The following is a 26,632-nucleotide window of genomic DNA, read 5'->3' as shown; positions in this document are numbered from 1 at the left end:
ATGGCAATAACAGAAGATGAAAAAATAGCAGCGTGCTGTCATCAAAACAACGATTAGCCGTTGGATAACAAATGTTTTGATGACAGGAAAGGAGATTTCGCCGTATGAGCCGGATGAGCCGCAAACTGCGAAAGTGGGCCAGCGAGACGCTGGAGCTTCCGCAGGACATTCTATTTGACCTGCCGCGGTTAACCCTCATCGGCAGCCGCCAGCTTTATGTGGAGAATCACCGGGGCGTGGTGGATTTCACACCGAATCAGCTCGTACTTGCACTTGAGAAAGGCATGCTGAGGGTGTCCGGCCATGATTTAGTCATTACGTCTATTCTGCCAGAGCAGGTAAGTGTGGAGGGACATATAACAGATATCCAAATGGAAGGAACGGAGGAAGGCACGTGAAACATCCTGCTTTAGCAATGCTGCGTGGCACGGTTACCCTTGCTGTCAAGGGCGAAAGTGTGGAAGCTTTCATTAATTTACTCACCGATCACCATATACCTGTTTGGAACGTGCGGCCGATGGGTACTAGACATGCAGAAATGAACCTTCTGCTGCCGCACGTCTTCCTCCTACGCCCGCTTTTGAGAAGGACAGGCTGTAAAATGCATGTTCTGAAGCGGCAAGGGCTTCCCTTTACTGTTATACGACTTGCCAAACGTAAATTTTTTATGGCTGGATTGGCTTTGTTCTGGATAGGTCTCCTGCTGATGTCTTCGCTTATCTGGGACATTGAAGTGAAGGGGAATGATAAGCTCTCGACGGAATCCGTTCTCAAAGCCGCCCGACAGGAGGGGCTGTATCCGTTTCAATGGAGCTTTCGTCTTCCCAGTCAAGACAAGCTTTCCCGAGCGCTCATGCAGAAGCTTCCAGAGGCATCCTGGATCGGTGTGGAAAAGCAGGGTACTTTGGTAACGATTCAGGTTGTTGAAGCTTCACAGCCTGCCCCTGCGCCGCTCTACAGCCCACGTCATATCATCAGTAAGGCAGATGCGGTAGTCACTGAAATTTTTGCCGAGCAGGGTCGTCCTGTCGTGCATAAAAATACGCGTGTCAAAAAAGGAGCCATTCTCATCTCGGGAACGCTTGGAGATGAGGAGAATCAGCAGCAGGTCGTAGCCAAAGGAGAGGTTAAGGGTCTTGTATGGCATGAATACGAAATTAGCAGTCCCACGGTGCAACGCAGCAGCACGTATACAGGTACCAGTCACGACCGCTTGTATCTGGTGTTAGGCAACCGTGCGATACAATTGTGGGGATATGGGAAAATACCTTATTCTACACATAAAACAACAGTTGAACATGATCCGCTAACATGGCGTTCCTACAAACTTCCGATGGGTTGGATGACCGAAAGTGTGAGGGAGACAAAGATACAAGAGCAGAAGCTTACGGAAGCAGAAGCGAAAATGTCGGGAATAGAAGGTGCGCGAGCTGATATTTTAGCTAAATACGGCAAAGGAACGAAAATAATGAGCCAAAAAATTTTGCATGAGAAGAGAGAGAATGGTAAAGTTTATATGAAAGTGCTTTTTGAAGTGGAGCAGGATATTGCGGAAGAACTTCCGTTAGTTCATAACCAAGGAGAATGAGGCTATTTGGCAGAACAACAACGCAGCATACAAATTGCATTGAACAATGCGGGAGAAGGACAGGCGTTATTTGGCCCGCAGGATTCCTTTTTAAAATTAATCGAAGCCGCTATTCCAGCAAAAATAGCATCTCGTGAGGCAGAAGTTAATGTTTTTGGTAATGCTCACGAGGTGGAAGTGCTCGAACAATTGTTCGATGTATTACTCCAGTTAATTCGCAATGGGTATATACTGACCGAAAGGGACGTCCATTATGCGATTGAATTGGCAAAAGATTTGCGCGCTGATCAGCTGCTCGATTTGTTCAAGGGTGAAATTACGACGACGTTCCGGGGGAAACCGATTCGCGTCAAAACGATTGGACAAAAGCACTATGTAACCACGATTAAGAAACGCGATATTGTATTTGGAATTGGCCCGGCGGGTACGGGTAAAACCTATCTGGCTGTAGTGCTGGCTGTAGCTGCCCTGAAGGAAGGTTCAGTCAAGCGCATTGTACTGACTCGTCCTGCGGTCGAAGCAGGGGAGAATTTAGGTTTTTTACCAGGGGATTTGCAGGAAAAGGTTGATCCGTATTTACGCCCATTGTATGATGCCCTATACGATGTGATGGGCCCAGAGCAGACTGCAAAGGCACTGGAGCGCGGGTTAATAGAAATTGCTCCTTTGGCTTATATGCGGGGACGTACGCTGGATGATTCATTTATTATTTTGGACGAAGCGCAAAACACCACACCCGAGCAAATGAAAATGTTTTTGACTCGACTTGGTTTCGGCTCCAAAATGGTCATTACTGGCGATGTTACGCAAATTGATTTGCCTCGTGGCAAAAAATCCGGTCTGATTGAAGCGAATGCGATTTTACAAGGGATTGAAGAAATAGGCTTTGTCCAGTTTGCAGAAGAGGATGTTGTCCGTCATTCCCTAGTTCAAAAAATCATTGTTGCTTATGACCGTATTGCCGAAAATCATGGATAGCCATTCAATCACGAGTATGGTGTGTACGATCAGAAAAAGTATAAAATGAGCAGTGTAGCTGCCTTGAAAAAGATGATGGAGAGGGATTGTTTTAGATGACCTCGAAGGAATTATCTAAAGGGAAAACGTTCCAGCATAGAATGAATGGATGGAAGTATAGCGTGGCGACACGCTATCTTCTGTTTTTATTTTTGGTGGTTCTTTTTTATGTAGGCTTTGCGTCCAAGCTGCTTCCCGAGCGTTATGACATTCGGGTAAATCAACCGAGTGAAAAGGAAATTGTCGCCCCGATGCAGCTTCCTAACAGTAAGGCGACCTTGAAGGCTCAAGAGGAATCAGCTGAACGTGTGCAGCCCATGTATACCATTGTGCCAGTTCGCAACGATAACCTGATTACTGGTATTTTGGATCGAATTGAACGGCTCAATCAGGATGATCAGGTTTCCAGAGCAGATAAGATTTCGATTTATAAGGATGAGATTCCGCAACGTGCACGGGAATTTGTGCAAAATTTTGTGAATAACAGCCGTAATGCGGATGCCTACCCAGATAAGTTGCTGGATGAAGTGCTGGAAAAAACGAAAGAGCAAACGTACCGAATTCCAGAGGAGACATTCATTAAAATTCCGCGCCTTACATCTGAGGATATTGCTGAAATGCGGCCTGTCGCCCGTGAGATTGTGACAGGGTTGATGAATGATCAAATTACGGATGCCCAGACAGCCCGAGCGAAGGTAGCGGAGCGGGTTAGTACAAGCTCGCTTACTAAGCGTACTTCACGGGAGGTTGTTCAGGAACTTGCAAGGCTTGTGATTACCGCCAACAAGTTTTATGATGATACAGCTACGAAGGACGCCAAGGTACAGGCTCGTGAAGATACACCGACAGTTTACATTAAACAGGGTGAAGTACTCGTCAAGAAGGGTGAGATTATTACCCAGGAAATCTACACACTGCTTGATGAAAATGAATTGCTCAAGGATAAAATCAATTATTGGCCACAATTTGGACTACTGATGTTGTCTATGATGCTGGCATTGGGCCTGTTTATGTATATTCGTCAATTCCAATCACGAACACGAAACTTCAAGTATAATAATGCGCAGTTGCTCATGCTAGTATTAATCTTTGTGATTACAGTGGGAGCAATGATGTTAATTTCCATACTGCAGAACAGTGAACGTTCCTATCTCGGCTATCTGGCGCCTATCGCGCTTGGAGCTATGCTCGTAACGCTGTTGCTTGATATGTCGTTGGCTTTCGTATGTGCCGTTATATTCAGTATATTGGCAAGTGTTATTTTGAATGTCCGTCAGGGACAAATTTTTGACTTTAATTTTGGGTTTTTTGCTCTTGTGGTCTGTCTGGCAGCGATTTTCTCTACCCATCGAGCCAGCCAGCGTTCAACACTGTTCAAAGGGGCGATCATGGTATGCCTGTTCGGGGCCCTGTCTGTTTTTTCTCTGGCACTGATTGACCAAGGGAATTGGACTCAAACGACGACGCTCTATGGGGTAGCTTTTGCTTTTGCAGGCGGTCTGATAACAGCAATACTTGTTATTGGGTTAATGCCATTTTTTGAGTCTACCTTTGGTATCTTGTCGGCACTGAAGCTTGTTGAGCTGTCGAATCCCAACCATCCCTTGCTCCGCAAGCTGCTTACGGAGACGCCGGGAACGTATCATCATAGTGTAATGGTGGGCAATTTGTCAGAGGCCGCAGCGGAGGCTATAGGAGCAAACGGCTTGTTGTGCCGGGTTGGTTCGTATTATCATGATATTGGTAAAACCAAGAGGCCTTCGTACTTCATTGAAAATCAAAATGGGTTGGAAAATCCACATGATACAATAGAGCCCAAGCTGAGCAAATCCATCATTATCGCCCATGCTCGTGACGGGGTGGAAATGCAATTGGATTACAAGCTACCCAAGCCAATTCGCGATATTGCCGAGCAGCACCACGGAACGACATTCTTACACTATTTTTATCACAAGGCGTTGCGTGAGGCTGAAGAGCGGGGGGTGGAGCCTGACTTCACGGAGGATGATTTTCGTTATCCGGGACCGAAGGCTCAATCTAAAGAGTCGGCTGTGGTGGGAATTGCTGATAGCGTGGAGGCAGCAGTTCGTTCCTTGCGGAAGCCGACGGTGGAACAGGTAGAATCCATGATTGAGAAAATTATTAAGAGCCGTCTTGATGATCACCAATTTAACGACTGCGAGCTGACCATGCGGGAGCTTGATATCGTGGCTCAAACCCTCAAGGAAACAGTAATGGGGATTTTCCATTCCCGTATTGAGTATCCAGAGGAAAGGCCCAAGTCTGAAAACGGAAAAGCTTAATATAACTTGTGCATGAAGCACGGTTAGAGCACTAGAATTAAAAGGAGCGGTTGGCATGGGCCTTCAATTAGCTTGGAATAATGAACAAAACGATATGGTAATTAACGAATCCTTGATTACGCTGCTGAACACCTTATTAGAGGGGGCGGGCAAAGTGGAAGGAGTCACAGACGGTGAGGTAGCCCTTACCTTCGTTAATGATGAGCAAATTCATGAGTTGAACAGGGACTATCGGGGAATTGATCGTCCCACCGACGTGTTGTCTTTTGCTATGAAGGAGACACTGGATGAAGAGCTTGAAATTATTTACGAACCGAATGAAGAAAATTCATTGAATGATGTACCGGATGTTCTGGGGGATATTATAATCTCTGTACAGACAGCGCAAGCTCAGAGTGAAGAATACGGACATTCGATTGAGCGTGAAATCGGTTTTTTGTTTGTTCACGGCTTTCTGCATCTGTTAGGCTATGATCATCAGGATGATGTGAGTGAAGCTGAAATGATGGGCAAACAGGAAGCTGTACTGGCTCAAGCGGGGTTGACAAGGTAATGAGACGTCAGCCTTGGAGAATGACCTTTCGCTATGCGGCAGAAGGCGTGATGTATGCTCTGCGTACGCAAGTAAATATGCGGATACATGTGGCCGTGGCGCTCCTTGTCATTGTAGCAGGCTTAACTCTGCACATCTCCCGGCTCGACTGGTTATTCGTCTGCGTGGCTATCGCTATAGTCATTGTAGCCGAACTGTTCAACACCGCTGTTGAAGCAGCGGTGGATCTCATCTCACCTGATATTCATCCGCTGGCCAAAGCGGCTAAAGACACCGCCGCCGGAGCCGTGCTCCTGGCAGCGGTTTTTGCTGTAATTATTGGTATATTTGTGTTTTATAGGCCTATGTTAACGTTAGTTAGTTCGCTGTTTTAATGGAAAAACCAAAATAAAATAGGTGCTTAATCGCGCTGGAGGAAATGAAATGGCTAAGAAACACTTTAAATCAGGCTTTGTCGCAATTGTTGGCAGACCCAATGTCGGAAAATCAACACTGATGAACCACGTCATTGGACAGAAGATCGCCATTATGTCAGACAAGCCACAAACTACACGCAACAAAATTCACGGCGTATTTACTACAGAGGACACACAAATTGTATTTTTGGATACACCCGGGATTCATAAGCGCCAGTCAAAATTAGGCGATTACATGAATCAGACTGCTTTTAATACGTTGGGTGAAGTAGAAGCGGTACTTTTTCTTATTGACGCTGCTGAGGGTCTAGGCGGTGGCGACCGTTTTATTGCGGAACAGCTTAAACAAGTAAAAACGCCAGTTATCTTGGTGCTGAATAAAATTGATCGCATTGAGCCGGAAGCGTTGTTGCCCCTGATTGAGCAGTATCGCAAGTTATACGACTTTGCAGAAATCATACCGATCTCGGCCAAAATGGGCAACAATGTAAACACCCTGCTGGAGCAGGTGCAAAAATACTTGCCAGAAGGTCCGCAATATTATCCGGATGATCAAATTACCGACCATCCAGAACAGTTTGTCATTTCCGAACTGGTTCGGGAAAAAATTCTGCATATGACACGTGAGGAAGTACCCCATTCTATTGCGGTTATGATTGAAGACATGAAAGTGCAGGATAATGGGGTAGTGCATATTATGGCTGTTATTTTTGTAGAGCGTGACTCCCAGAAGGGGATCATTATCGGCAAACAGGGAGCCATGCTCAAAGAAGTGGGCAAACAGGCACGCCAGGATATCCAAAACCTGCTAGGCTCCAAGATTTTCCTGGAACTTTGGGTTAAGGTCAAAAAAGACTGGCGCAACCAGGAACGCGTCCTTCGTGACCTTGGCTTCCATCGCGACGCTTAAAAATAGAACTCGATTCTAGGTCACTTTAGTTCAAGGTTTATTGAGGCTAAAAAAATTGATATTAAATAAATATGTATAGTTGTAGTAAGCACCATAAAAAAAGCCGTCCCGATCTCTTGGCTGAGATAGTAATAGTCTCCTGATCATTTAAAGCGCCGCGTATGTGCGGCGCTTAACTTCTTGCTCTTTTTATCCTTTTCTTCCAGCGATGAAATAGGTGTGTTTTAAAAAGGCCTTGTATGCACGATGTAGCGGAGCGAAGGATTTGAATCTGAAGAAGCGATAGCGTTCGCCTTTACCCCCGAATTTAACCCTTATGTATGTTTTACATTCAAATAAATTCGGGGGTAACAGCGATCGTAAGATCAAATCATTTGCGAAGCGGCATTCCAATCTACATATAGCAGCCTTTTTTAAAGCAATCCATTTATTTCATCGCATACTTCTCCCCTCTTCGCATCATCCTATTTTTGAGATGCAAACGTCATTTCCGAAGAAAGGATGAATACGATTGCGAGATTTTTCGTGGAAGTATTTTGCGATGACTGGAGATGTCGGTGCGTATCTGTTATATCGGGAGAGCGCCGTGACAAGGGAGCAAGACACGGATGAGGGAGAGTCGGACGAGCATGAAGAAGCCCGTGAATAGTACAAGCCACTGGCTTCTTCGCGAATGTTTGGGGGAAGAGGCATGCTTTACAGGGTGGAAGGAATCGTCATCCGCAGCATGGATTACGGTGAGGGGAACAAAATTATTACGCTTTGCACCGAAAGCGGAGGCAAAGCAGGCGTGCTGGTCAGAGGTGCAAAAAAGTCCAAAAGCCGTCACGCTGCTTTAACGCAGCCGTTTACGTACGGTGAATTCGTTTTTTTTCGAAACACAGGCTTAGGCACGTTGAATGCCGGTGAAATTATCCAATCCCACCATACATTACGCGAGGATATTACTAAAGCTGCTTACGCTTCTTATGCTTGTGAATTACTCGATCGGGTGTTACAGGATGAGGAAACAGGCGCGTTCTGGTTTAAGCAGCTTAAAGCATGTTTGGAGGCGCTGGAGAGTGGCAAAGATCCGCTGATCGTCATGAGTATTTATGAATTTAAAATATTGCAGGCGGCCGGATATGCTCCTCAGCTTGATGCATGTATTTCAAGTGGTCAACAATGTGCTGATGAAGATATGTTTGTCAGTCCGAGGCTGGGCGGAGTTTTGTGTCGGAGCTGCAAGCATTATGATCCAGCTGCATTGAGCGTGACTCCACGTACATTGAAGTTGCTGCGCTTGTTCGCCAGAATGGATTTGAATCGGCTCGGCAACATTGACGTAAAGGACTCCACAAAGCTGGAGATCAAACATGTCATGCGTCAGTTCATGGATATGCAGTTGGAGGTCAAGCTGAAATCCCGCAATTTCTTGGATCAGCTTGACAAGTACGATATGTGAAACGCCCTATTGTCTTGACTGTATTGCTGAAAACGTGTAATATCCTACTATATATCTCCTTCGGGAGCAGATGCATTGAACGAGAAAGTAGCGGGATGTATTCTCTGTAATTAGCGAGTTGGGGACGGTGTAAGCCCAGTGGGAATTCTTCGTGAACAAGGCACTCGGGAGCGTCTGAATGGACACGGAAAAGAGGATTACGATCTGATTGGTGATGTAGGATCGCAATCAAGTAGGGTGGAACCGCGGGAGTCAGCTCTCGTCCCTACGTCTGTACAGGCGTAGAGGCGGGGGCTTTTTGCTGTCTCTAGCAAGGCTTTTGGGATAAAATAGCCCTGTACATACGAGCATAATGAGAAGAAATCACCAACATTTGAGGGAATTGGAAAGGGAGTGTGTACCAATGAATTTTCAGCAGATGATTTTAACGCTGCAACAATTTTGGGCTGAACACAACTGTATTATTGTACAGCCGTATGACACGGAAAAAGGGGCAGGCACGATGAACCCGATGACGTATTTACGTTCGATCGGACCTGAGCCGTGGAACGTAGCTTATGTTGAGCCTTCTCGTCGTCCGTCAGACGGACGTTATGGTGAGAACCCGAATCGCCTGTATCAGCATCATCAGTTTCAAGTAGTTTTGAAGCCTTCACCAGATAACATTCAGGAATTGTATTTGGAGAGTTTGAGCCGTTTGGGCATTAACCCTCTGGAGCATGATATTCGTTTCGTTGAAGATAACTGGGAAGCACCAACGCTGGGAGCGTGGGGCTTAGGTTGGGAAGTATGGCTGGACGGTATGGAAATTACCCAATTCACCTATTTCCAGCAAGTGGGCGGTATTGATGCCAGTCCGGTTGCGGTAGAAATCACGTACGGTATGGAGCGGCTTGCTTCCTACATCCAGGACAAGGAGAATGTGTTCGATTTGGAGTGGGTCAATGGAATCACGTACGGTGATGTCTTCCACCAGCCTGAATTTGAGCATTCTAAGTATACGTTCGAAGTATCTGACGTCAAAATGCTCTTTACTCTTTTTAATATGTACGAAGAAGAGGCAAATAAAGCGATGGCGCAGCATCTTGTATTTCCAGCCTATGATTATGTGCTGAAATGTTCTCATGCGTTCAACTTGCTGGACGCTCGCGGAGCGATCAGTGTGACGGAACGGACGGGGTTTATTATACGAGTGCGTAATTTGGCGCGTCAGGTGGCTGCGACCTATCTGGAGGAGCGCGAGAAGCTGGGCTTCCCGCTGTTGAAGAAAGGAGGTGCGGCAAATGTCTAAGGATTTATTGTTTGAGATCGGGTTGGAAGAAGTCCCTGCACGTTTTATCCCGAATGCAATTCAGCAGTTGAAGCAGCGTATGACGGCGTGGCTTGACAGTTCGCGTATTGCTTATGGTGCTGTAGAGGCTTATGCTACACCTCGCCGTTTGGCGGTAGTTGTCAAGGAAGTAGCGGAGAAGCAAGAAGATATTAACGAAGAAGTTAAAGGTCCTTCCCGCAAAATCGCACTCGACGAAGCTGGTAACTGGAGCAAGGCCGCACTGGGCTTTGCTCGCAGCCAAGGTGTTGATCCTGAACAGTTCACGTTCAAGGAGCTTGGAGGCGTGGAATATATTTACGCAACTAAGAGCAGCATAGGTGTACCAACAGCGGATGTACTGTCCGAAGGTTTATTGCACATTTTACATGCCATGACATTCCCTAAATTCATGCGCTGGGCAAGTTATGACTTTAAATTTGTTCGTCCGATCCGCTGGTTGATTGCCTTGTTTGGTAGCGATATTGTTAATTTGGAGATTGCCGGCGTGCAGTCAGGAAATGTGACAAGAGGGCATCGTTTCTTGGGACAGGATGCCGTAGTAGGAAGTCCAGTTGACTATGTTGAAGTGCTTCGCAAGCAGCATGTCATTGTGGACATTGAGGAACGTCAATCGCTTATTGTGAAGCAGATTGAAGCGCTGGCTGCCGAAAAAGATTGGACGATTGCGGTCAAGGATGATTTGCTGGAAGAAGTGCTGTATTTGGTGGAAACCCCAACAGTACTGTTCGGAGGTTTTGATCCTGCGTTCCTGAACATTCCGAAGGATGTACTCATTACTTCCATGCGTGAACATCAACGCTATTTCCCAGTGCTGGATCGCACAGGAGAGCTATTGCCATACTTTGTTACGGTACGTAACGGAGGAAGTCAATCACTGGAAGTCATTGCTAAAGGGAATGAAAAAGTATTGCGTGCGCGGCTTTCTGATGCCAAATTCTTTTATGAGGAAGATCAGAAGCTGGAAATTAAGGATGCACTCTCCAAATTGGAAAGTATCGTTTTCCACGAAGAGCTGGGAACGGTTGGAGACAAAGTGCGCCGGATTCGCCGTATTGCTGATGCTCTGGCAGAGAAGCTTCGCGTTTCTCCAGATACACAGGAGTCGGTTAGTCGAGCAGCGGATATTTGTAAATTTGACCTGGTAACACAAATGGTATATGAGTTCCCGGAACTGCAAGGTGTAATGGGTGAGGATTATGCTCGTAAGGCTGGAGAGAAGGAAGAAGTGGCAAGAGCGGTGTTTGAGCATTACCAGCCTCGTTATGCAGGAGAAACGGTTCCTTCAACGAATGCTGGAGCGATTGTAAGTATCGCAGACAAGATAGATACCATTACAGGCTGTTTCTCTATCGGTATTATTCCAACAGGTTCACAGGACCCTTACGCGCTTCGTCGCCAGGCAGCAGGTATTGTGCAGATATTGTTGGATCGTAAGCTTTCGGCTACGTTGTCTGATGTGTTCAATATCGCGCTTGAGGTGCACGGCAACCTTGGAAATATGAAACGTTCCGCGGATGAAATACGTAAAGAATTACATGAGTTTTTCGGATTACGCGTGAAGAAGCTATTGTCTGAGACACTTCGTTATGACGTTGTGGATGCTGTACTTGCAGCTGGATATGACGACGTCGCTTCCGTTGTTAACCGCGGAACTGCGTTAATGACTGCCGTACAAACAGGTGAGGTATTCAAAGCAACAGTTGAATCCTTTAATCGTGTAGGTAATTTGGCTGCTAAAGCAGTTCATAAGTCAGTTAATACGAGTGAGTTTACGGAGCAAGGCGAAAAAACGCTTTACGAAGCATGGTATAGCGCTTATGAATCTTATAGCGTAGCTTTACAGGAAGGTGATGCGACACGGGCGTTAGCGCTTGCTTCATCCATTACCCCTGCGGTGACGGCGTTCTTTGATTCCGTTATGGTTATGGCTGAGGATGATGCTGTTCGTAATAATCGTTTGGCATTGCTGGCTGTTATTGACTCAGAACTGAAGCGTTTTGCCGATTTTTCCAAGCTTGTAGTTTAAACGTCAGTTGTGGTAGTATGAACAACTTGAAAAAATGGGTATAAATATACGGAACGGTGTAAGAGTAATCTTGCAGCCGTTCCGTATTTTACTCGAATGCGGATGGAGATGGGGGATGCTCATGGAGGGAACCGGAACTTTACTGGATGTGCGGATCGTTGTTGACGGTGACGCTTGTCCTGTTAAAAGTGAAATTGCGGAGATAGCTTCCCGTTTTCATATTGAGGTTATTATGGTATCTTCATATGATCATCTCATTCAGGGCAGCAAAGGCGTAAGCATCGTTAAAGTAGACCGAAGCGACCAAAGTGCCGATCTCTATATTGCCAATCATATCCGCCGCGGCGATATTGTAACCACCAATGATTATGGTCTTGCTGCACTTGCCTTGGCAAAAGGTTGTGAAGTGATGTCTTTTCGCGGAGCTATGTATCGAAACGATTCGATAGATTTCATGCTTGACCGACGCCATACTTCTGCCAAAGAACGGAAAAAAGGACGTTATGGAAAAGGTCCTAAACCGTTTACATTAGAGGATCGTGAAGTTTTTCAACATAAACTGACAAAACTTTTACTTCGCTTGCAGGAGAATGAGTAACGGTATCGAATTATATTTACGTGCTAAAGAGATGTAGGTGGTTAATATGAGTGCCGGACAAGGTAACATACCGGACGATATCATTGAGTCGGTTTTACAACATCATGATATTGTAGATACGGTAAGCAAGTACGTGCATTTGACCAAGCAGGGGAAGTATATGAAAGGCCTCTGTCCTTTTCATTCCGAAAAAACCCCTTCATTCACCGTGACACCGGATCGTCAGATTTTTTACTGCTACGGCTGCGGCGCGGGAGGCAATGCCATCAAATTTATGATGGAAATCGAAGGACTATCCTTTCCCGAAGCTGTCAGGACAATGGCAGAAGAAAGTCATATCCCGCTCGGCGAATGGCAGGGACGTGATTCATCGCATCAGCATCCTGAGTTGGACAGGCTGTTGCAAGCGTATGAGTTAACTTCTAAGATGTACCATTTTTTGCTTAAAAATACGGAGCACGGCAAACCAGCGATGGAATACTTGCGTTCACGGGGATTCAGTGACAAGATCATTGATCAATTTCAAATTGGCTATGCACCCAACCGATGGGATACGATCGTTCAGTTTCTGGAGAAGCGTTCTTTTGATCCCGTGGAGATGGAAAAGGGAGGGCTTATTTCTCCCCGGCATGAGGGTGATGGATATGTGGATCGATTCAGAGATCGCATCATGTTTCCCATTTGGAATCGCAACGGAAAAGTTATTGCCTTTGCAGGCCGTATACTTGGTGAGGGACAGCCGAAGTATTTGAATTCACCGGAGACCAAGCTATTCAACAAGAGCCGAACGCTGTACAATCTTCATCATGCTAAAACCTCAATTCGCAAGCTCCGCCAGAGTGTTCTTTTTGAAGGCTACGGTGATGTCATCTCGGCATGGGAAGCTGGCGTACAAAATGGGGTGGCCGCCATGGGCACTGCTCTAACGGAGCACCATGCTACGATGTTAAAAGGACTGTGCGACGAGGTCATTATTTGTTATGATGGTGACCGGGCAGGACAAGCTGCTGCGCTTAAAAATTTTCCGCTGTTGGAAAATGCGGGGCTTCACGTGAAAGTAGCGCTGGTCAGTGACGGTATGGACCCGGATGATTTTATCCGGCAATACGGCGGCGAACGATTCCAGCGCCAAATTATCGAAAGTGCTGTTTCAACGGTGAAATTTAAGCTTATATATCTGAAAAAAAACCATATACTGCAAGAGGAAGAAGGAAGAATCGCGTATTCCCGCGAAGCATTAAATGTCATTGCACCTCTGTCATCCCCGACCGAGCGGGAAGTGTATCTGCGCGAAGTATCAGCCGAAGTCAAGGTGGATTTTGAAACCTTGAAGCAAGAATGCAATTTACTCCGTCAATCCCTGCAAAAAAAACAGAACTTTGGGGATAATAACGAAAATGGGTGGAATAATGGTAGGCATAAAAAAGGGCAGGTCTCCACACCTAATCTGTTGCCGGCTTACCATGTGGCTGAGCGCAGGCTGCTTCACTGGATGATGCAGGATTTAGAAGCTGCAGAGTATGTAGAAAAGCATCTGGGCGACGCCTTTAATATTGAGGATCATGCAGCAATTGCTGCTTATCTATATGCCTATTACGCGCAAGGGAAGTTACCGGATACAAGCCGTTTTATTTCATCTTTGCAAGACGACCGGCTGGAGAAGAACGTAAGTTCGATCATGATGATGGATGCTCCAGGCGTATGGGCACCGCACATTTTGGATGATTATATTCATCAGGTGCGAAAATTTCCATTGCAGGAGCAACTGGATTTGAAAAGGGAAGAAATGAGAGCCGCTGAGCGCTTGGGTGACTTTTTGCGCGCAGCACAAATTGCAAGTGAGATTATAGCCCTAGAGAGACAATGAACACACAGAGGTCGGATGTTTCTAGGGAGGAGGGAGTCGAAAGATGGCGAATGATCAGCATACTGAACTGGAGACGGAACTAACACTGGATCAGGTCAAAGATCAACTGATTGAGTTGGGTAAAAAAAGTTCTTCTCTGAACTACAAAGATATCATGGAAAAACTGTCGCCGTTTGATCAGGACCCCGAGCAAATGGATGAGTTTTATGAGCAACTGGGTGACTTGGGGATTGAGGTTGTGAATGACAACGACGAAGAAGTTACCAGATTGCGTCAAAATGACGACCCGGAAAACAATGATGGGGATGATTTTAATTTCGATGACGATCTGAGCCTGCCTCCCGGTATTAAAATTAATGACCCGGTCCGGATGTACTTGAAGGAAATCGGTCGTGTACCGTTGCTTTCTGCTGATGATGAGGTGGAGCTTGCCAAACGGATCAATAACGGCGATGAAGAAGCCAAGCGTCGGTTGGCAGAAGCGAACTTGCGTCTGGTTGTAAGTATTGCCAAACGTTATGTTGGTCGCGGAATGCTTTTCCTGGATCTGATTCAGGAAGGTAATATGGGTTTGATTAAGGCAGTAGAAAAATTTGATTACGAAAAAGGCTTTAAATTCAGTACGTATGCAACCTGGTGGATTCGTCAGGCCATTACGCGCGCAATAGCCGATCAGGCGAGAACGATCCGTATTCCGGTGCACATGGTGGAAACGATCAACAAGCTAATTCGCGTATCGCGTCAACTGTTGCAAGAGCTGGGGCGCGAACCTACGCCGGAGGAAGTGGCTGCCGAGATGGAGCTGAGCGTGGAAAAAGTACGGGAAATTATGAAAATTGCCCAAGAACCGGTTTCATTGGAAACACCAATTGGTGAAGAGGATGACTCACATCTGGGGGATTTCATTGAGGATCAAGAAGCATTGGCGCCTGCAGATGCGGCTGCCTATGAACTTCTGAAGGAACAGCTCGAGGATGTACTGGATACGTTAACCGAACGGGAAGAGAATGTTTTGCGTCTCCGCTTTGGTTTGGACGACGGAAGAACCAGAACCCTTGAAGAAGTGGGTAAAGTGTTCGGTGTTACACGTGAACGTATTCGTCAGATTGAGGCCAAAGCGCTGCGTAAGTTGCGCCATCCAAGCCGCAGTAAGCGACTGAAGGATTTCCTCGAATAGAAGCGTAACATTGCGGACCTTCTGCGGCTTGAAGCGCGCAGGAGGTCTTTTTTTATCTCACGGCAGCCTTGGTGGAGGGGAAGAAGCTTGGACCAGGAGAAAAAACGGGCAATACTGTTACATGAAATTGAGCATTGGCGGCGAAGTCGGCTGCTCCCTGAGCAATATTGCGATTTTTTGTCTAACCTGTATCGGGAGGACGAAGATCCGTCGCAGAGCCAGAACCGTAACAACACCGGGCTGCTTACATATCTTAGACACGGGCATGGGATCGCTTGGCTTCTTGGTTTTGTCATTATTTCCTGCATTTGTTTGATCGGTTTTTATTTTACCGCTTTTCCGTTGGCAATGCAAATATTCTCGGCAAGTGCAGTTACTGCGATTTGCTATGGAGTGGCCGCATTTTGGCGGTCTTCCGAAAAGAGTATGAGTGCGATGTTGAGCACTTTAGGCAGTGCGATAATGCTGGGTTCGGGTGTATGGATCATTCAGCTCCATCAAGGTGAAGCTAAGGTTTGGTTTCTTTTGCTCGTAGGCCTATGCGGTGTGGTATGGTGTCTTGTGGGTTTAACTTTGCGAATCAGCTTACTTCATTACTGTGGTCTTGCTGGACTGCTTTTAGTGTACGCGGTCCTTATAGGCCGCTACTGGCCTACAGCAACTTTAGTGATGCTTGAGGCATTTTGGATTTTGCACGCAGTATTGTTGATCTGGCTAAGCTGGTGGGTACATCACCGCTTTCCGCGTCTCGCTTTGGTTTATTTCGCTATAGGCATGACACTAGCATTCATGGCTGAAGCAGACACGATTATCCTGCGCCATCAAGCGGCGGATGATGTGGTGTTTTACAGCATACTGAAGTTGGCATTTGTTGTAGGAATTTTATTTTGGACTCGAAAAAAATGGATTACGTGGGTGACGTCATGAAACTTTCTCAACGATTACAATATATTATGGAACAAATTCCTGCCGGGAGCAGACTTGCGGATATTGGCTCGGATCATGGACTACTCCCTGTGGCTGCAGTGCGTAGTGGCAGAGTACCGCAAGCCGTGGCGGGTGAGGTCAACGATGGTCCGTTGCGTGCGGCTCAAAAGCAGGTGGCCGAAGCAGGTCTTACTGATCGCATTGCGGTTAGAAAAGGAGATGGCTTGGCTGTAATTAAGGCCAATGAGGTTGATGTTATTACGATAGCCGGCATGGGTGGTGCCTTGATCGCCTCCATTTTAGAGCAAGGGAAAGACAAGCTTGTTTCAGTGAAACAACTTGTTCTACAGCCTAACGTAGGCGAGGATATCTTACGCCGTTGGCTCATCGAACATCAATGGGTACTTACAAGTGAACATATTATGGAAGAAGACGGGAAAATATATGAGATTCTGACGGCCGTACCTGATTCGGTAAGCCCACTGAAACAGGATGAGCTGTATCAACCATGGAAACTTCCCAATAGTCCGCTGGTACTGACACAGGATTTGTTAATGCAACTCGGACCGCTATTGGTCAAAGCACCGAATAAAATCTTTTTTTATAAATGGAAATTGGAGATTCGCAAGCTTGAGGATGTGCTGGCACAAGTGGCACGATCAGATCAGGAGTCCGCACAGCATAAGCGGGAGCAATTGCGCAAGCAAATTGAACAGCTAGAGGAGGTACTTGCATGTTTGCCAAAGGACAGACAGTAATTAGCTATATGGAGCAGCTGGCTCCGAAATACTTGGCAGTTCCGGACGATAGAATCGGGCTTCAGCTGGGTAGTCTGCAAAAGGAAATCAAAAACATATTAGTAGCCCTGGATGTTAATGATGAGGTTGTCGAAGAGGCAATCCGCATAAAAGCTGACCTCATTATTGCGCATCATGCGATTATATTCCGCCCACTTAAAGCTTTGAATACGGATCAGCCTGCTGGCAGATTGTATGAAAAGCTGATCAAGAATGATATTGCTGTCTACATCAGTCATACGAATCTGGATACGGCTGAGGACGGCATGAATGACTGGATGGCGGAAGCTCTGGGTATTCAAAGTGAAGGTACGCTGGAGGATGTTCACACCGAGCAATTATTCAAGCTTGTCGTTTTCGTACCCAAAACACATCATCAACGGGTACTGGATGCCGTATTGGGGGCGGGAGCTGGACATATCGGCAACTACAGCCATTGCAGCTTTAACATTGATGGCTACGGAACTTTTGTACCGGGTGAAGGCACACAGCCGTTTTTGGGTGAGCAGGGTAAAATGGAACGTAGTGAAGAGGTTCGTATTGAGACCATTTTACCGCAGGGTGTACGCAATAAAGTTGTTCAAGCGATGCTGAAGGCTCATCCTTATGAAGAGGTGGCTTATGACCTGTACCATATGGATTTGCAAGGCCGTAGCTTTGGTTTGGGGCGGGTCGGCAAGCTCAAGGAAACCTGCACGTTACGGGAGTTTGTCGATGTTGTAAAAAACGGTCTCAACGTCGAGCATGTACGTGTGGTGGGCGACTTAGATCGTACGATCAAAAAGGCAGCCGTGCTTGGGGGCTCTGGCAGCCGTTATGTGAACAAGTCGCTCTTTAAGGGAGCTGACGTATTAGTCACGGGGGATATTGACTATCACACGGCTCAGGATGCCCTTATGGCGGGGATTGCTATTATTGACCCTGGACATAACGCTGAAAAGATTATGAAGCCTAAAACCGCAGAATGGATGCGCAAACGCTTGGCAGAAGGTCGTTATTCAACGGAAGTACATGTATCTCAGGTAGAAACCGAGCCTTTTCAATTTTTGTAAAATCTCAACATCTATGAGAACATGAAGATGCTCTATTATTTTTTTTCGTAGGGAGAGGTTCTATGCGGACGCTGATAGCTGATTCTGCAATTCATGCCTATCCAGGCATGGTCGCTGTTGTTACTTCCCGCTATGAGGGGGAAAATAATGTAATGGCCTCAGGCTGGCATACCTATATCGGATCATCACCGGGCATGTATGGCATTTCACTGAGGAAGGAAACATATTCTCACGGTCTGATCGAGAAAAGCGGAGGCTTTGGTATTCAGTTTCTGCCTGCACACAGATCGGAATGGATTCAGGCTGTAGGTACCTTTAGTGGTAAAGATGTAGATAAGTTTCAGCAGTTTGGCATTGCATATGAGGATGGAATTTCAGTCAATGTGCCTATATTGCTGGAGGCTTATCTTGCTTATGAGTGTAAAGTCGTGGATATTCATACCTATGGAGATCATGATTGGATCGTCGGTGAAATACAGAAGACCTACCGAGATGATGAACTGTTCCTAGATGAGGACGTTCCTAATTTTAGTAAGCTTTCTATCCCGCTATACGTGGGAAGGTCTGCTTATTATGTGGCGGATGATTCATTGCAGAGAAAGGTGCATCCGTTTTATTTGAGCAAGTAAACAGAGATCTATACGTTTTACAATATTTTCAGGGTTGTATCATGCGCGCGTTCCCTGTATACTATGTAATGTTGTTCGGAAAGTTTGACAGACAATCGCTGGTGGCGTGAGCCACGAGAGGAAAGTCCGGGCTCCATAGGGCAGGATGCTGGATAACGTCCAGTCAGCGCGAGTTGAAGGATAGTGCCACAGAAATGGACCGCCGATGGCCGCTTGCGGCACAGGCAAGGATGGAACCGAGGTGTAAGAGACCCCGAGGAACGCTGGTGACTTCGTTCCTGGTAAACCCCATCTGGAGCAAGACCTAATGGGACACAGCTTCTTCGCGAAGCAGCCTTAGCCCGAGGCGTGTCTAGGTTGGTCGCTGGAGCTGGATAGCAATGTTCGGCCTAGATAGATGATTGTCGCTTGTAGTGGGAGGGTAGTTCCCGTCTGTACCACGAATAGCACAGAACCCGGCTTACGGAAAACTTTCCCCACTGCAACACCTTAAAATGTATAAATTTAACTTTTGTAAATGACCTGTTTGCATGAAAGCTTTTAATCCAAATGTATTTATTGAATTAAAAAGGGTGTGTCATATTCCAACGGGAATCATGGCACACCCTTTTTAACATACCGTATTTACGCAGAAATAGTGCCTTCTTAGAATGAAGCCCCCAGCATAATTGATATGATCCCCTCATAGTAGACAGAAAAGAGCAAGCCGACTAATCTGTCTATTATGGAGGGGATTTTTCTATGGGAGTAATAAGAAAAACTTACGATGTGAGCTTCAAGAAAAAGACAGTGGATCTGTACCTCAACAAGGGAATTGGATATAAAAACGTGGCACGAGAAATGGAGATTGACGCTTCGCTGGTTCGCCGATGGGTGAGACACTTCAAAGCCGAGGGAATGAAAGGTCTAGAGGAAAAACGAGGCAAAGCAAAAGGGCCTGGCATCGGCAGACCTCGAACACGCCCCGAAGATCCGGAGGTCAAGCTGAAACGCCTTGAAGCAGAAAATGAAATGCTAAAAAAGCTCTTGCAGATGTGAAAGGAGGAATGGAGGCTGTACCCAAGAGTAAAAAGTTTGCGGTGATCCAAGAATTGCTTAGTAAGGGACATAGCATCGTACTACTATGTGAACTGGCCGGAGTATCCAAAAGCGGCTTTTATAAATGGATAAAGCGAAAGATGTTCGTTTCACAAAAACAGCGGGAAGATGAAACCATGAAGCTAAAAATCATGGCTTGTTACGAGAAATTGAAAGGAATATACGGCTACCGCAGGGTGAAGGTTTGGTTGAATCGAATCTATGGCATACATATAAATCATAAGCGTGTACGGAGACTTATGGGTGAACTAGGAATCAAGGCGATCATTCGTAGGAAGAGACCTTACTACGGCAAGAAAGAAGCCTATGTCATTTCTGGCAATCATCTAAACCGGGAATTTAAGGCCGACCAGTTGAATCAAAAGTGGGTAACAGACATCACTTACCTCATATTCAATGGACAGAGGCTCTACCTTTCCGCGATTCAGGATCTTTTTAACAACGAAATTGTTGCCTACCAGATCAGCCGCAGAAACGATTTGAGCCTGGTGTTGGATACAGTGAAAAAGGCAAGGAAGCGACAGGATGCGCGAGGTGTTCTACTGCATAGCGACCAAGGATTTCAATATACCTCTCGCCAATATACCAACCTGCTCAAGCGATACGGAATACAGGCCAGCATGTCCCGAAAAGGGAACTGCTGGGACAATGCATGTATAGAAAACTTCTTCAGTCATTTTAAAACCGAGTGTTTCTATCTCCACGCCTTCCATTCAGCTCAACAGGTGGAGCATGCTGTTCAAAAGTATATCCATTTCTACAACCATGAACGCTTTCAAGAGAAACTAAACAACCTGACTCCTTATGAATACAGGACTCAGGCTGCTTAATTATTGCTTTTTGATAGCTGTCTACTTGACAGGGTTCACTTCATAATTACTGGGGGCTTTCATTTTAATTTTTACTTCCTCTACCGTAAAACCGTTCGAGGATGAGGCACGTAGTTAGCGTAGCAACGCATTTGAATCTGTAGAAGCGAGGCCTGCACCTTTGTCCCAAATTCCACCATACTATTCAAATTCCAAACGAATCAGGGGGTAACAGCGATCGTAAAATCAAATGATTCGTGAAGCGGCTCACGTACATATCCTGCCAACTCCATCATCGCACGCTTTTTACCACACTTTCCTCTGTGTACATCTTCAGTGCTCGATCCAATCGGTCAACCGCTTTAGGAAGCAGGGAAGGATCGGTATGCGTGAAGTTGATTCGCATATGGTTGCTGCCACTTAGGTCAGCATAGAAGACTTGTCCGGGGACAAATGCGACTCCTTCCTGAATTGCGAGTTGCAGCAACCGATCAGAACGGAAGCCCTCGGGTAGGGTAACCCACATAAACATACCGCCAAGTGCATCATTCCAGGTGATTCCTTCCCATTGACGTTCTTTCATCAGCGACGTGAGACGTAGCATACGAGAATGGTACTCAGCGGACACGGTACGAATATGTCCGTCCAAGTCAAAAAAGTCCAATAACTCATTCAAAGCACGTTGATCAATACTGCTGGAGTGCAGATCGGCAGATTGTTTGGCATTGGCGACTTTAACGACAATTGCTTGATTAGCTACCAGCCATCCAGAGCGAACACCAGGAGCAACGGTTTTTGAGAATGTAGAAGTGTACATCACATGACCGTCTCCACCTAGTTGTTGATCAATTGAGAAAAGGGATGGAAAGTTAAGGTTTTCGTCAAATTTAAGACGTCCGTAAGGATCATCTTCAAAAATCAAAGTGCCGTATTTACGGCATAGTTCAACAACGCCTGTTCTGCGCTCCATACTCCAAACACTTCCTGCTGGGTTGGAGAAGGTGGGGATGACATACACGAATTTAGGCTGATGTTTTTTGATCTTGGCTTCAAGATCTTCTAATTGCATACCGTTAGAGTCTGTATCTACACTTACAATGTTGGCACCATAGGAATTAAATACCTGAAGAGCTGCCAAATAAGTAGGGGACTCCACCAATACAGTATCCTGCGGATCGAGCAACACACGCGAAACCAGATCAATGGTCTGCTGTGAGCCCGTCGTCATGATGATATTATCTCTGGTGACGGAGATGCCTTGGGATGACATGATTGCTGCAAGACGTTCCCGTAGAGGAATGTAGCCCTCGGTTAGGCCGTATTGAAGAGCGGTAGTACCGCCGAGACGAAATACCCGCTCATAGGCTTTAGCAACAGCTTCGATGGGGAAAAAGGCATCGGCCGGAAGGCCACCTGCCAGAGATAACACATCTGTTCCCTGTGTCAGCTTTAAAATGTCCCTTACCATGGACGAGCCCTGAGTACGAGCCATACCCGAAAATTTGTGTTCCAATCCAATCATCTCCTGTGTTCTATACTGTACTATGAAATTTGTTGTATTATATCGATAATGAAGTATAACAGTAAACGTCTAAATGTAACAGTTGATTTTTGGAGGGGACGGTTCCGATGCATATTGATCTCAGCCGCAATAGCAGTGTCAAATTATATTTACAGATTGCTAAAACATTAGCAGATCGCATCCAGTCTGGATTGCTGCCTCAGGGTACAAAGCTTCCTTCTGTCCGTCATCTGTCCAGTCTGCTTGCGGTGAGTCCCGTAACTGTAAGCAAGGCGTATGCTGAGTTGGAGTCTATTCATTTGGTTATCTGTACACAGGGAAAAGGTTGCTATGTAGCGGAGCCTTCAGTAGCTGTTCAACGTGAGGGAGCACAGGATTTGTCATGGCAAATGTCGCTGATCGATTATTTGCCGCGCGCACAGTTATGGAGAAACTTTAACCATAGCAGACAGTTTCCTTATTCTTTTCATATAGCAGCAATTCAACCGGAGCTTCTTCCTACACGCGAAATCATCGCTGATACTCAACGTCTATCCTCTGGAAATCCCGATGCAATGGCAGCATACGGGACTTTTGAAGGTGATTTAGCGCTGAGGGAAGTGTTTGCAGATCACCTGAACGAACGCGGTATATGCACAGTGGCAGAACAGCTGCTCGTGACCAGTGGTGCCCAACAGGGCATTGACTTGGTGGCACGTACCTTTGTTGGTTCTGGTGATGTTGTCTACATGGAGGCTCCTACATATACGGGGGCCATTGATGTGTTTACCAGTCGTGGTGCCAAAGTAATTATGATTCCGATGGATGAGCAGGGCATGCGGATCGATATCCTCACGCGTCTCTGTGACACTCATCCCCCAAAACTGATCTACACGATACCCACCTTTCATAATCCTACCGGAGTAACTTTAACGATGGCCAGACGCACACAATTACTGGATCTAGCTCAAAGTTATCATTGCCTCATTGTTGAGGATGATCCATTTTCCGACCTATATTATAAAACAAAGCCGCCACTCTCTATCAAGGCGCATGATCAGTCCGGGCATGTGATATATATCAAAAGCTTTAGCAAAACCGTTGCTCCCGGCTGCCGTATAGCTTGTGTAGCGGCCACTGGCAGTGTAATGGATCGTTTGGTGGCTGCCAAGTCTACTACGGATTTGGGGAGCCCTCTATTAACGCAAAAAGCGCTACTGCCCTTTATCAAGAATCGACTGGATCAGCATCTTGTTTGGTTGCGGGAACAAATGCGGGATCGGTTGACAGTCGCATTGCATACGCTCCAGCGCTATGCTCCGCCAGAGGTCAGCTGGTATGCTCCCGAAGGCGGCTTAAATGTGTGGATTAAGCTTCCACCTAATGTTGATATTCCAGAATTGGAGCGGCTGGCTGACCGAGAAGGAGTTTCCTTTTTACCTGGTGCAGTATGCTATGCAGGTGGTATGGACAGTAATCATATCCGTATTTCTTTTTCGTATGCGGACAAGGAAACACTTAAAACAGGTCTTCACAAACTGTGCCGTTTGTTGGGCGAACTGCTTGATCATTCGGTCATTGTTGAACGGAAGCCTATTTTATAAGGGATATTTGTATTAGGGGGTAAACATCCAAGCACAGCACCCGCCTTCTTAATATGCTGTACTAATTCACCGAAAGGAGTTGCACATTATGAGTCATTGCCCTTACGACCCGATCGTGTGCCCGCCGATCCAATTTGTAAATCATCAATTTTTCCCACAAGTCGTGCCTGTGGTTCATCCGATTGAAATTGTTAATCAGACGCACATTGTACCTGTACCTCATCACGTATTTCCGGTGAGTATAAAGGACCCTGGAGAACCTTGCTGTCATACTCGCAGCCATGGCAAGCGTCCTGTTCGCAGCAGTTCCAAGCGTTAATAAAGCCCAAAAAAGCAGCCATGGAGCAACATGGCTGCTTTTTTCCAATAAGGAATCTTACGTTTCCAGTTTCTTTAATATTGATTTTAACTTGTCACTTAAATGCTGTGGATAGAATTGCAAAGGAACATATGGACGTTGTGCTGCTTTCAACGCTTTATACACGTCAATTTGACCATATCCGAAATATTTGTCATGCCCGGGTGTGCCCAAGTCAATTACGCTACTTCTCATTAAATCCATAACCTCTTTGTTGGTCAGATCGGGGTTAATGGATCGAATCAGGGCAGCAAGCGCTGATACATGGGGACTGGCCATTGAAGTACCCGACAGTGCAGCATATTGATTCCCTGGGTACGTGCTGGCAATACTTGCACCTGGAGCCATGACGTCTACATAATCTCCATAGTTAGAAAAGGATGCACGGTGCATAGAAGAATCTGTAGCGGAAACGGCAAATACTTCAGGATACGCTGCTGGATAGCCAGGTCGTTCCGTATTGTCATTACCTGTAGCTGCAACTAATACGACATCTTTATCATAGGCGTATTTGATCGCATCATGCAAAAATTCAGCTTGTGCGTAATTGCCCAGACTCAAATTGATGACCTTGGCCCCATGGTCAGCTGCCCATATAATACCTTCTGCAACGGAGTAAGTCGTACCGGAGCCGGATTGGTCAAGAACCTTAATCGGCATGACTTTGTTGTACCATGTCATGCCAGCGACCCCCTCACCATTATTCACGAGGGCAGAAATGATGCCAGCGACGTGCGTTCCGTGACCGACGTCATCATAAGGTTTTTCAGACGGGTTTACCACGTTATGACCTGAAAGGATTTGACCTTTTAGGTCGGGGTGATCCAAATCTACTCCCGTATCTACGACAGCGACAATTACGTCCTTGCTGCCTTTGCTTAATTTCCAACCCCGGTTGGTTTCAGTAGCCGGCAGATTCCATTGATAGCGGGAAAAGAGCAAATCATTGGGAATAGAGCTGTCCGCTTTGATAGGTGTTTTCTCATTGGTTAGATACATATAGTGAGGCTCAGTATAAAGCGGGTTCCACTTTCTTGAAAAATATTGCTTTAGTTCCTTGAAGTTCATCTTATCCGAATGAAATACATAGGTATAACCAAGCTTGCGGCCTGGCGCACAGTGTAAATCTGCTGCAATTTCCTCCAGTTGTCGTGAATCAGGATTGTGACGGAAGCGAACGACAATTTCGTTTTCGAAATAATGGCTTGCATTTTCGTTGTCGTGGCCCGTCTTGACAGTTATATCGTGCAATGTGTCGGGATGTACGGATTCGATTTTGTAACTGCCTTCTTTTGGATAGGGAATCAAACGCAAATTCTTCCGCTGATGCTTCTCCACGTCACGCAATACTTGCTGACTGACCAGGGCAGCAACGCCGCATGTTCCGTCAGCCGATGGTTCTGCCATGACAAAAAATTTACCGCCTTCAGCCTGAAATGCAGCAGATTCGTAGGATTTATTTTGCATGACGGAATGGCGAGCCGCAGCCAAGCTGCTTTTGATTTGAGGATGACTGAGCAGACGAGTTTGTGCTTTGCTGCCCGTATAGGTGCTCGTGTTCCCGTCGCGTGTGTGAATCCACAGTAACGTATGAAGATGACTGTGCGATTGCTGTAGCGTGCGGGTAAACTGTCTTTTCTGATCAGCAGTTTTACCATCAAGCTCCCGCATCACGTATTGAATATCCTGCCTTGCATCCATGCGTGTGAGGGTATCCGTAGCGGACAGGTCCAAAGCCAACATTCCTTTTTTGAGCTGCTTCTCTTGCTGTGGCACCATCTTGGCCGTATATTCGGGTTGCGGTGTAGGGCGATGATCACGGGAAGGCAGCATCAGTGTGATGAGAAGCACCCCAGCAGCTGCTCCGAGCAGGGGTTTTAACCATTTTCGCCGAGACATGGGACCGTCCTCCTTGAGTATTCATAAATTTATGGTTTAGCGTGAGGAGGTTGGCATGTTTTTATACCTTTCAATGCTCATTTGTGGTAGGATAAATACTGAAAATTACAGCTCTTTCGGTTAGAAGGGACTATTTTCGGGTAACCAAATTGATGAACAAGCAACAAATAAGGGGGAGCTGCCTTGATGTCAGCAGTCAACGTACAAAAATTATGTGAGTCGGCGCAGGAGAGACTGAAAACTGCCGTGAAACGGGTGGAAACCTTCCTCAATGAGCATGCTCTGCCGCAACTGGCTGCAGATGGCAATGAGGAGTCCGTACTTTTTTACAAAGGCTTTTTGTCGGATCTCCGTCATGTCCTTGTTTTTTCCGAAGTATCTTATGAAAAGCTGGGTGTGGCTTTACGCCGTGCCAATTTTGACGTCGATTTTGCGGAAAAGGCATTGTATAACGTTTACCATGACTGCGTGAACAGCTTTTTTTATCCCAAAAATGAATCTTACGCAGAGGATGGACGCTATGCGTATACGGGACAAGATGCTATTCGCTTCCGTAAAACGCCAGTGCCAGCCGCTCGCGAAGTGATCATGGACATTACGAAAAATTTTGAAGAATTGCGTGATGATCTGACTTATTATGAAAGTGACTATTTGACTCAGCGCCGGATGCAGACTCGACGTACTCATGCCTAAAGCATTCAACGGGGAAGATCATTTCTAATCAAA

At 46.2% G+C, this 26,632-nt stretch carries 26 protein-coding genes and 1 other RNA gene; 25 read left to right on the top strand and 2 right to left on the bottom strand.

Features of this window, described 5'->3' with window-relative positions; genetic code table 11:
- Window positions 1-104 precede the first annotated feature (104 nt).
- From yqfC to KAI36_RS17810, 22 genes are all read left to right on the top strand, one after another.
- Window positions 105-398, top strand: a complete 294-nt coding sequence (gene yqfC, locus KAI36_RS17915) for a sporulation protein YqfC (RefSeq protein WP_220025611.1) — start codon at window positions 105-107, stop codon at window positions 396-398.
- Window positions 395-1,588, top strand: coding sequence for a sporulation protein YqfD (gene yqfD / locus KAI36_RS17910; protein ID WP_220025610.1), 1,194 nt, complete (start codon window positions 395-397; stop codon window positions 1,586-1,588). The genes yqfC and yqfD overlap by 4 nt, the downstream gene beginning before the upstream one ends.
- 6 nt (window positions 1,589-1,594) lie before the next feature.
- On the top strand, window positions 1,595-2,566 hold the full coding sequence (locus tag KAI36_RS17905; protein WP_013311138.1) for a PhoH family protein: 972 nt from the start codon (window positions 1,595-1,597) through the stop codon (window positions 2,564-2,566).
- 95 nt (window positions 2,567-2,661) lie between these two features.
- Complete coding sequence (locus KAI36_RS17900; protein WP_028540460.1) at window positions 2,662-4,908, top strand: HD family phosphohydrolase; 2,247 nt, start codon at window positions 2,662-2,664, stop codon at window positions 4,906-4,908.
- A 55-nt stretch (window positions 4,909-4,963) separates the two neighbouring features.
- Entirely contained in the window at window positions 4,964-5,461 is a 498-nt protein-coding gene (gene ybeY / locus KAI36_RS17895) for an rRNA maturation RNase YbeY (RefSeq protein WP_076293510.1), read from the top strand.
- Window positions 5,461-5,835: a diacylglycerol kinase family protein gene (locus KAI36_RS17890; RefSeq protein WP_220025609.1), complete on the top strand. Its 375-nt coding sequence runs from the start codon at window positions 5,461-5,463 to the stop codon at window positions 5,833-5,835. The genes ybeY and KAI36_RS17890 overlap by 1 nt, the downstream gene beginning before the upstream one ends.
- Before the next feature lie 49 nt (window positions 5,836-5,884).
- Entirely contained in the window at window positions 5,885-6,787 is a 903-nt protein-coding gene (gene era / locus KAI36_RS17885) for a GTPase Era (RefSeq protein ID WP_013311134.1), read from the top strand.
- Between the two features lie 511 nt (window positions 6,788-7,298).
- Window positions 7,299-7,436 carry a YqzL family protein gene (locus KAI36_RS17880; RefSeq protein ID WP_013372137.1) on the top strand — a complete coding sequence of 46 codons (138 nt, stop codon included), beginning with the start codon at window positions 7,299-7,301 and terminating at the stop codon, window positions 7,434-7,436.
- Window positions 7,437-7,478: 42 nt separating this feature from the next.
- Complete coding sequence (gene recO, locus KAI36_RS17875; protein ID WP_220025608.1) at window positions 7,479-8,231, top strand: DNA repair protein RecO; 753 nt, start codon at window positions 7,479-7,481, stop codon at window positions 8,229-8,231.
- A 138-nt stretch (window positions 8,232-8,369) separates the two neighbouring features.
- Window positions 8,370-8,516: a hypothetical protein gene (locus tag KAI36_RS17870; RefSeq protein ID WP_155613687.1), complete on the top strand. Its 147-nt coding sequence runs from the start codon at window positions 8,370-8,372 to the stop codon at window positions 8,514-8,516.
- 118 nt (window positions 8,517-8,634) lie between these two features.
- The gene (gene glyQ / locus KAI36_RS17865; protein WP_023989480.1) at window positions 8,635-9,522 is read left to right on the top strand and encodes a glycine--tRNA ligase subunit alpha; all 888 of its coding nucleotides are present in this window, start codon (window positions 8,635-8,637) and stop codon (window positions 9,520-9,522) included.
- On the top strand, window positions 9,515-11,590 hold the full coding sequence (glyS, locus tag KAI36_RS17860; RefSeq protein ID WP_220025607.1) for a glycine--tRNA ligase subunit beta: 2,076 nt from the start codon (window positions 9,515-9,517) through the stop codon (window positions 11,588-11,590). Before glyQ ends, glyS begins: the two co-directional genes overlap by 8 nt.
- Window positions 11,591-11,711: 121 nt before the next feature.
- Window positions 11,712-12,188, top strand: a complete 477-nt coding sequence (locus KAI36_RS17855; protein WP_013311130.1) for a YaiI/YqxD family protein — start codon at window positions 11,712-11,714, stop codon at window positions 12,186-12,188.
- Window positions 12,189-12,234: 46 nt separating this feature from the next.
- Complete coding sequence (gene dnaG / locus KAI36_RS17850; protein ID WP_023989478.1) at window positions 12,235-14,055, top strand: DNA primase; 1,821 nt, start codon at window positions 12,235-12,237, stop codon at window positions 14,053-14,055.
- A 43-nt stretch (window positions 14,056-14,098) separates the two neighbouring features.
- Window positions 14,099-15,232: an RNA polymerase sigma factor RpoD gene (gene rpoD, locus KAI36_RS17845; RefSeq protein ID WP_007431230.1), complete on the top strand. Its 1,134-nt coding sequence runs from the start codon at window positions 14,099-14,101 to the stop codon at window positions 15,230-15,232.
- An 87-nt stretch (window positions 15,233-15,319) separates the two neighbouring features.
- Window positions 15,320-16,159 carry a hypothetical protein gene (locus KAI36_RS17840; RefSeq protein WP_220025606.1) on the top strand — a complete coding sequence of 280 codons (840 nt, stop codon included), beginning with the start codon at window positions 15,320-15,322 and terminating at the stop codon, window positions 16,157-16,159.
- Window positions 16,156-16,917 carry a tRNA (adenine(22)-N(1))-methyltransferase gene (locus tag KAI36_RS17835; RefSeq protein WP_220025605.1) on the top strand — a complete coding sequence of 254 codons (762 nt, stop codon included), beginning with the start codon at window positions 16,156-16,158 and terminating at the stop codon, window positions 16,915-16,917. Before KAI36_RS17840 ends, KAI36_RS17835 begins: the two co-directional genes overlap by 4 nt.
- On the top strand, window positions 16,893-18,008 hold the full coding sequence (locus tag KAI36_RS17830) for a Nif3-like dinuclear metal center hexameric protein (RefSeq protein WP_220025604.1): 1,116 nt from the start codon (window positions 16,893-16,895) through the stop codon (window positions 18,006-18,008). The genes KAI36_RS17835 and KAI36_RS17830 overlap by 25 nt, the downstream gene beginning before the upstream one ends.
- 62 nt (window positions 18,009-18,070) lie before the next feature.
- Window positions 18,071-18,637 (top strand): flavin reductase family protein, encoded by a 567-nt coding sequence (locus KAI36_RS17825; RefSeq protein WP_220025603.1) that lies wholly within the window; start codon window positions 18,071-18,073, stop codon window positions 18,635-18,637.
- 79 nt (window positions 18,638-18,716) lie between these two features.
- Window positions 18,717-19,115, top strand: an RNA gene (rnpB, locus tag KAI36_RS17820) — RNase P RNA component class A.
- 263 nt (window positions 19,116-19,378) lie between these two features.
- Complete coding sequence (locus KAI36_RS17815) at window positions 19,379-19,675, top strand: transposase (RefSeq protein WP_220025382.1); 297 nt, start codon at window positions 19,379-19,381, stop codon at window positions 19,673-19,675.
- Entirely contained in the window at window positions 19,672-20,565 is an 894-nt protein-coding gene (locus KAI36_RS17810; RefSeq protein ID WP_220025381.1) for an IS3 family transposase, read from the top strand. Before KAI36_RS17815 ends, KAI36_RS17810 begins: the two co-directional genes overlap by 4 nt.
- Window positions 20,566-20,836: 271 nt before the next feature.
- On the opposite strand, the gene KAI36_RS17805 is transcribed toward KAI36_RS17810, so the two are convergent.
- Window positions 20,837-22,057 (bottom strand): aminotransferase-like domain-containing protein, encoded by a 1,221-nt coding sequence (locus tag KAI36_RS17805; protein WP_076293504.1) that lies wholly within the window; start codon window positions 22,055-22,057, stop codon window positions 20,837-20,839.
- Between the two features lie 116 nt (window positions 22,058-22,173).
- Here KAI36_RS17805 and pdxR point away from each other — a divergent pair, with 116 nt between their 5' ends.
- Window positions 22,174-23,649 (top strand): MocR-like pyridoxine biosynthesis transcription factor PdxR, encoded by a 1,476-nt coding sequence (gene pdxR, locus KAI36_RS17800; RefSeq protein WP_220025602.1) that lies wholly within the window; start codon window positions 22,174-22,176, stop codon window positions 23,647-23,649.
- 88 nt (window positions 23,650-23,737) lie between these two features.
- Window positions 23,738-23,968 (top strand): hypothetical protein, encoded by a 231-nt coding sequence (locus KAI36_RS17795; protein WP_071558470.1) that lies wholly within the window; start codon window positions 23,738-23,740, stop codon window positions 23,966-23,968.
- 57 nt (window positions 23,969-24,025) lie between these two features.
- On the opposite strand, the gene KAI36_RS17790 is transcribed toward KAI36_RS17795, so the two are convergent.
- Window positions 24,026-25,906, bottom strand: coding sequence for a S8 family peptidase (locus KAI36_RS17790; protein ID WP_220025601.1), 1,881 nt, complete (start codon window positions 25,904-25,906; stop codon window positions 24,026-24,028).
- Window positions 25,907-26,092: 186 nt separating this feature from the next.
- On the opposite strand from KAI36_RS17790, the gene KAI36_RS17785 reads away from it, so the two are divergent.
- On the top strand, window positions 26,093-26,599 hold the full coding sequence (locus KAI36_RS17785; protein WP_029517778.1) for a YpuI family protein: 507 nt from the start codon (window positions 26,093-26,095) through the stop codon (window positions 26,597-26,599).
- The last annotated feature ends 33 nt before the right edge of the window (window positions 26,600-26,632 follow it).

The sequence above is a fragment of the Paenibacillus sp. S02 genome (genome assembly GCF_019454065.1).
Taxonomy (GTDB): Bacteria; Bacillota; Bacilli; order Paenibacillales; family Paenibacillaceae; genus Paenibacillus; species Paenibacillus polymyxa_B.
Note: the sequence above shows the minus strand (reverse complement) of the source record. Positions and strands in the feature narration are given on the sequence as shown.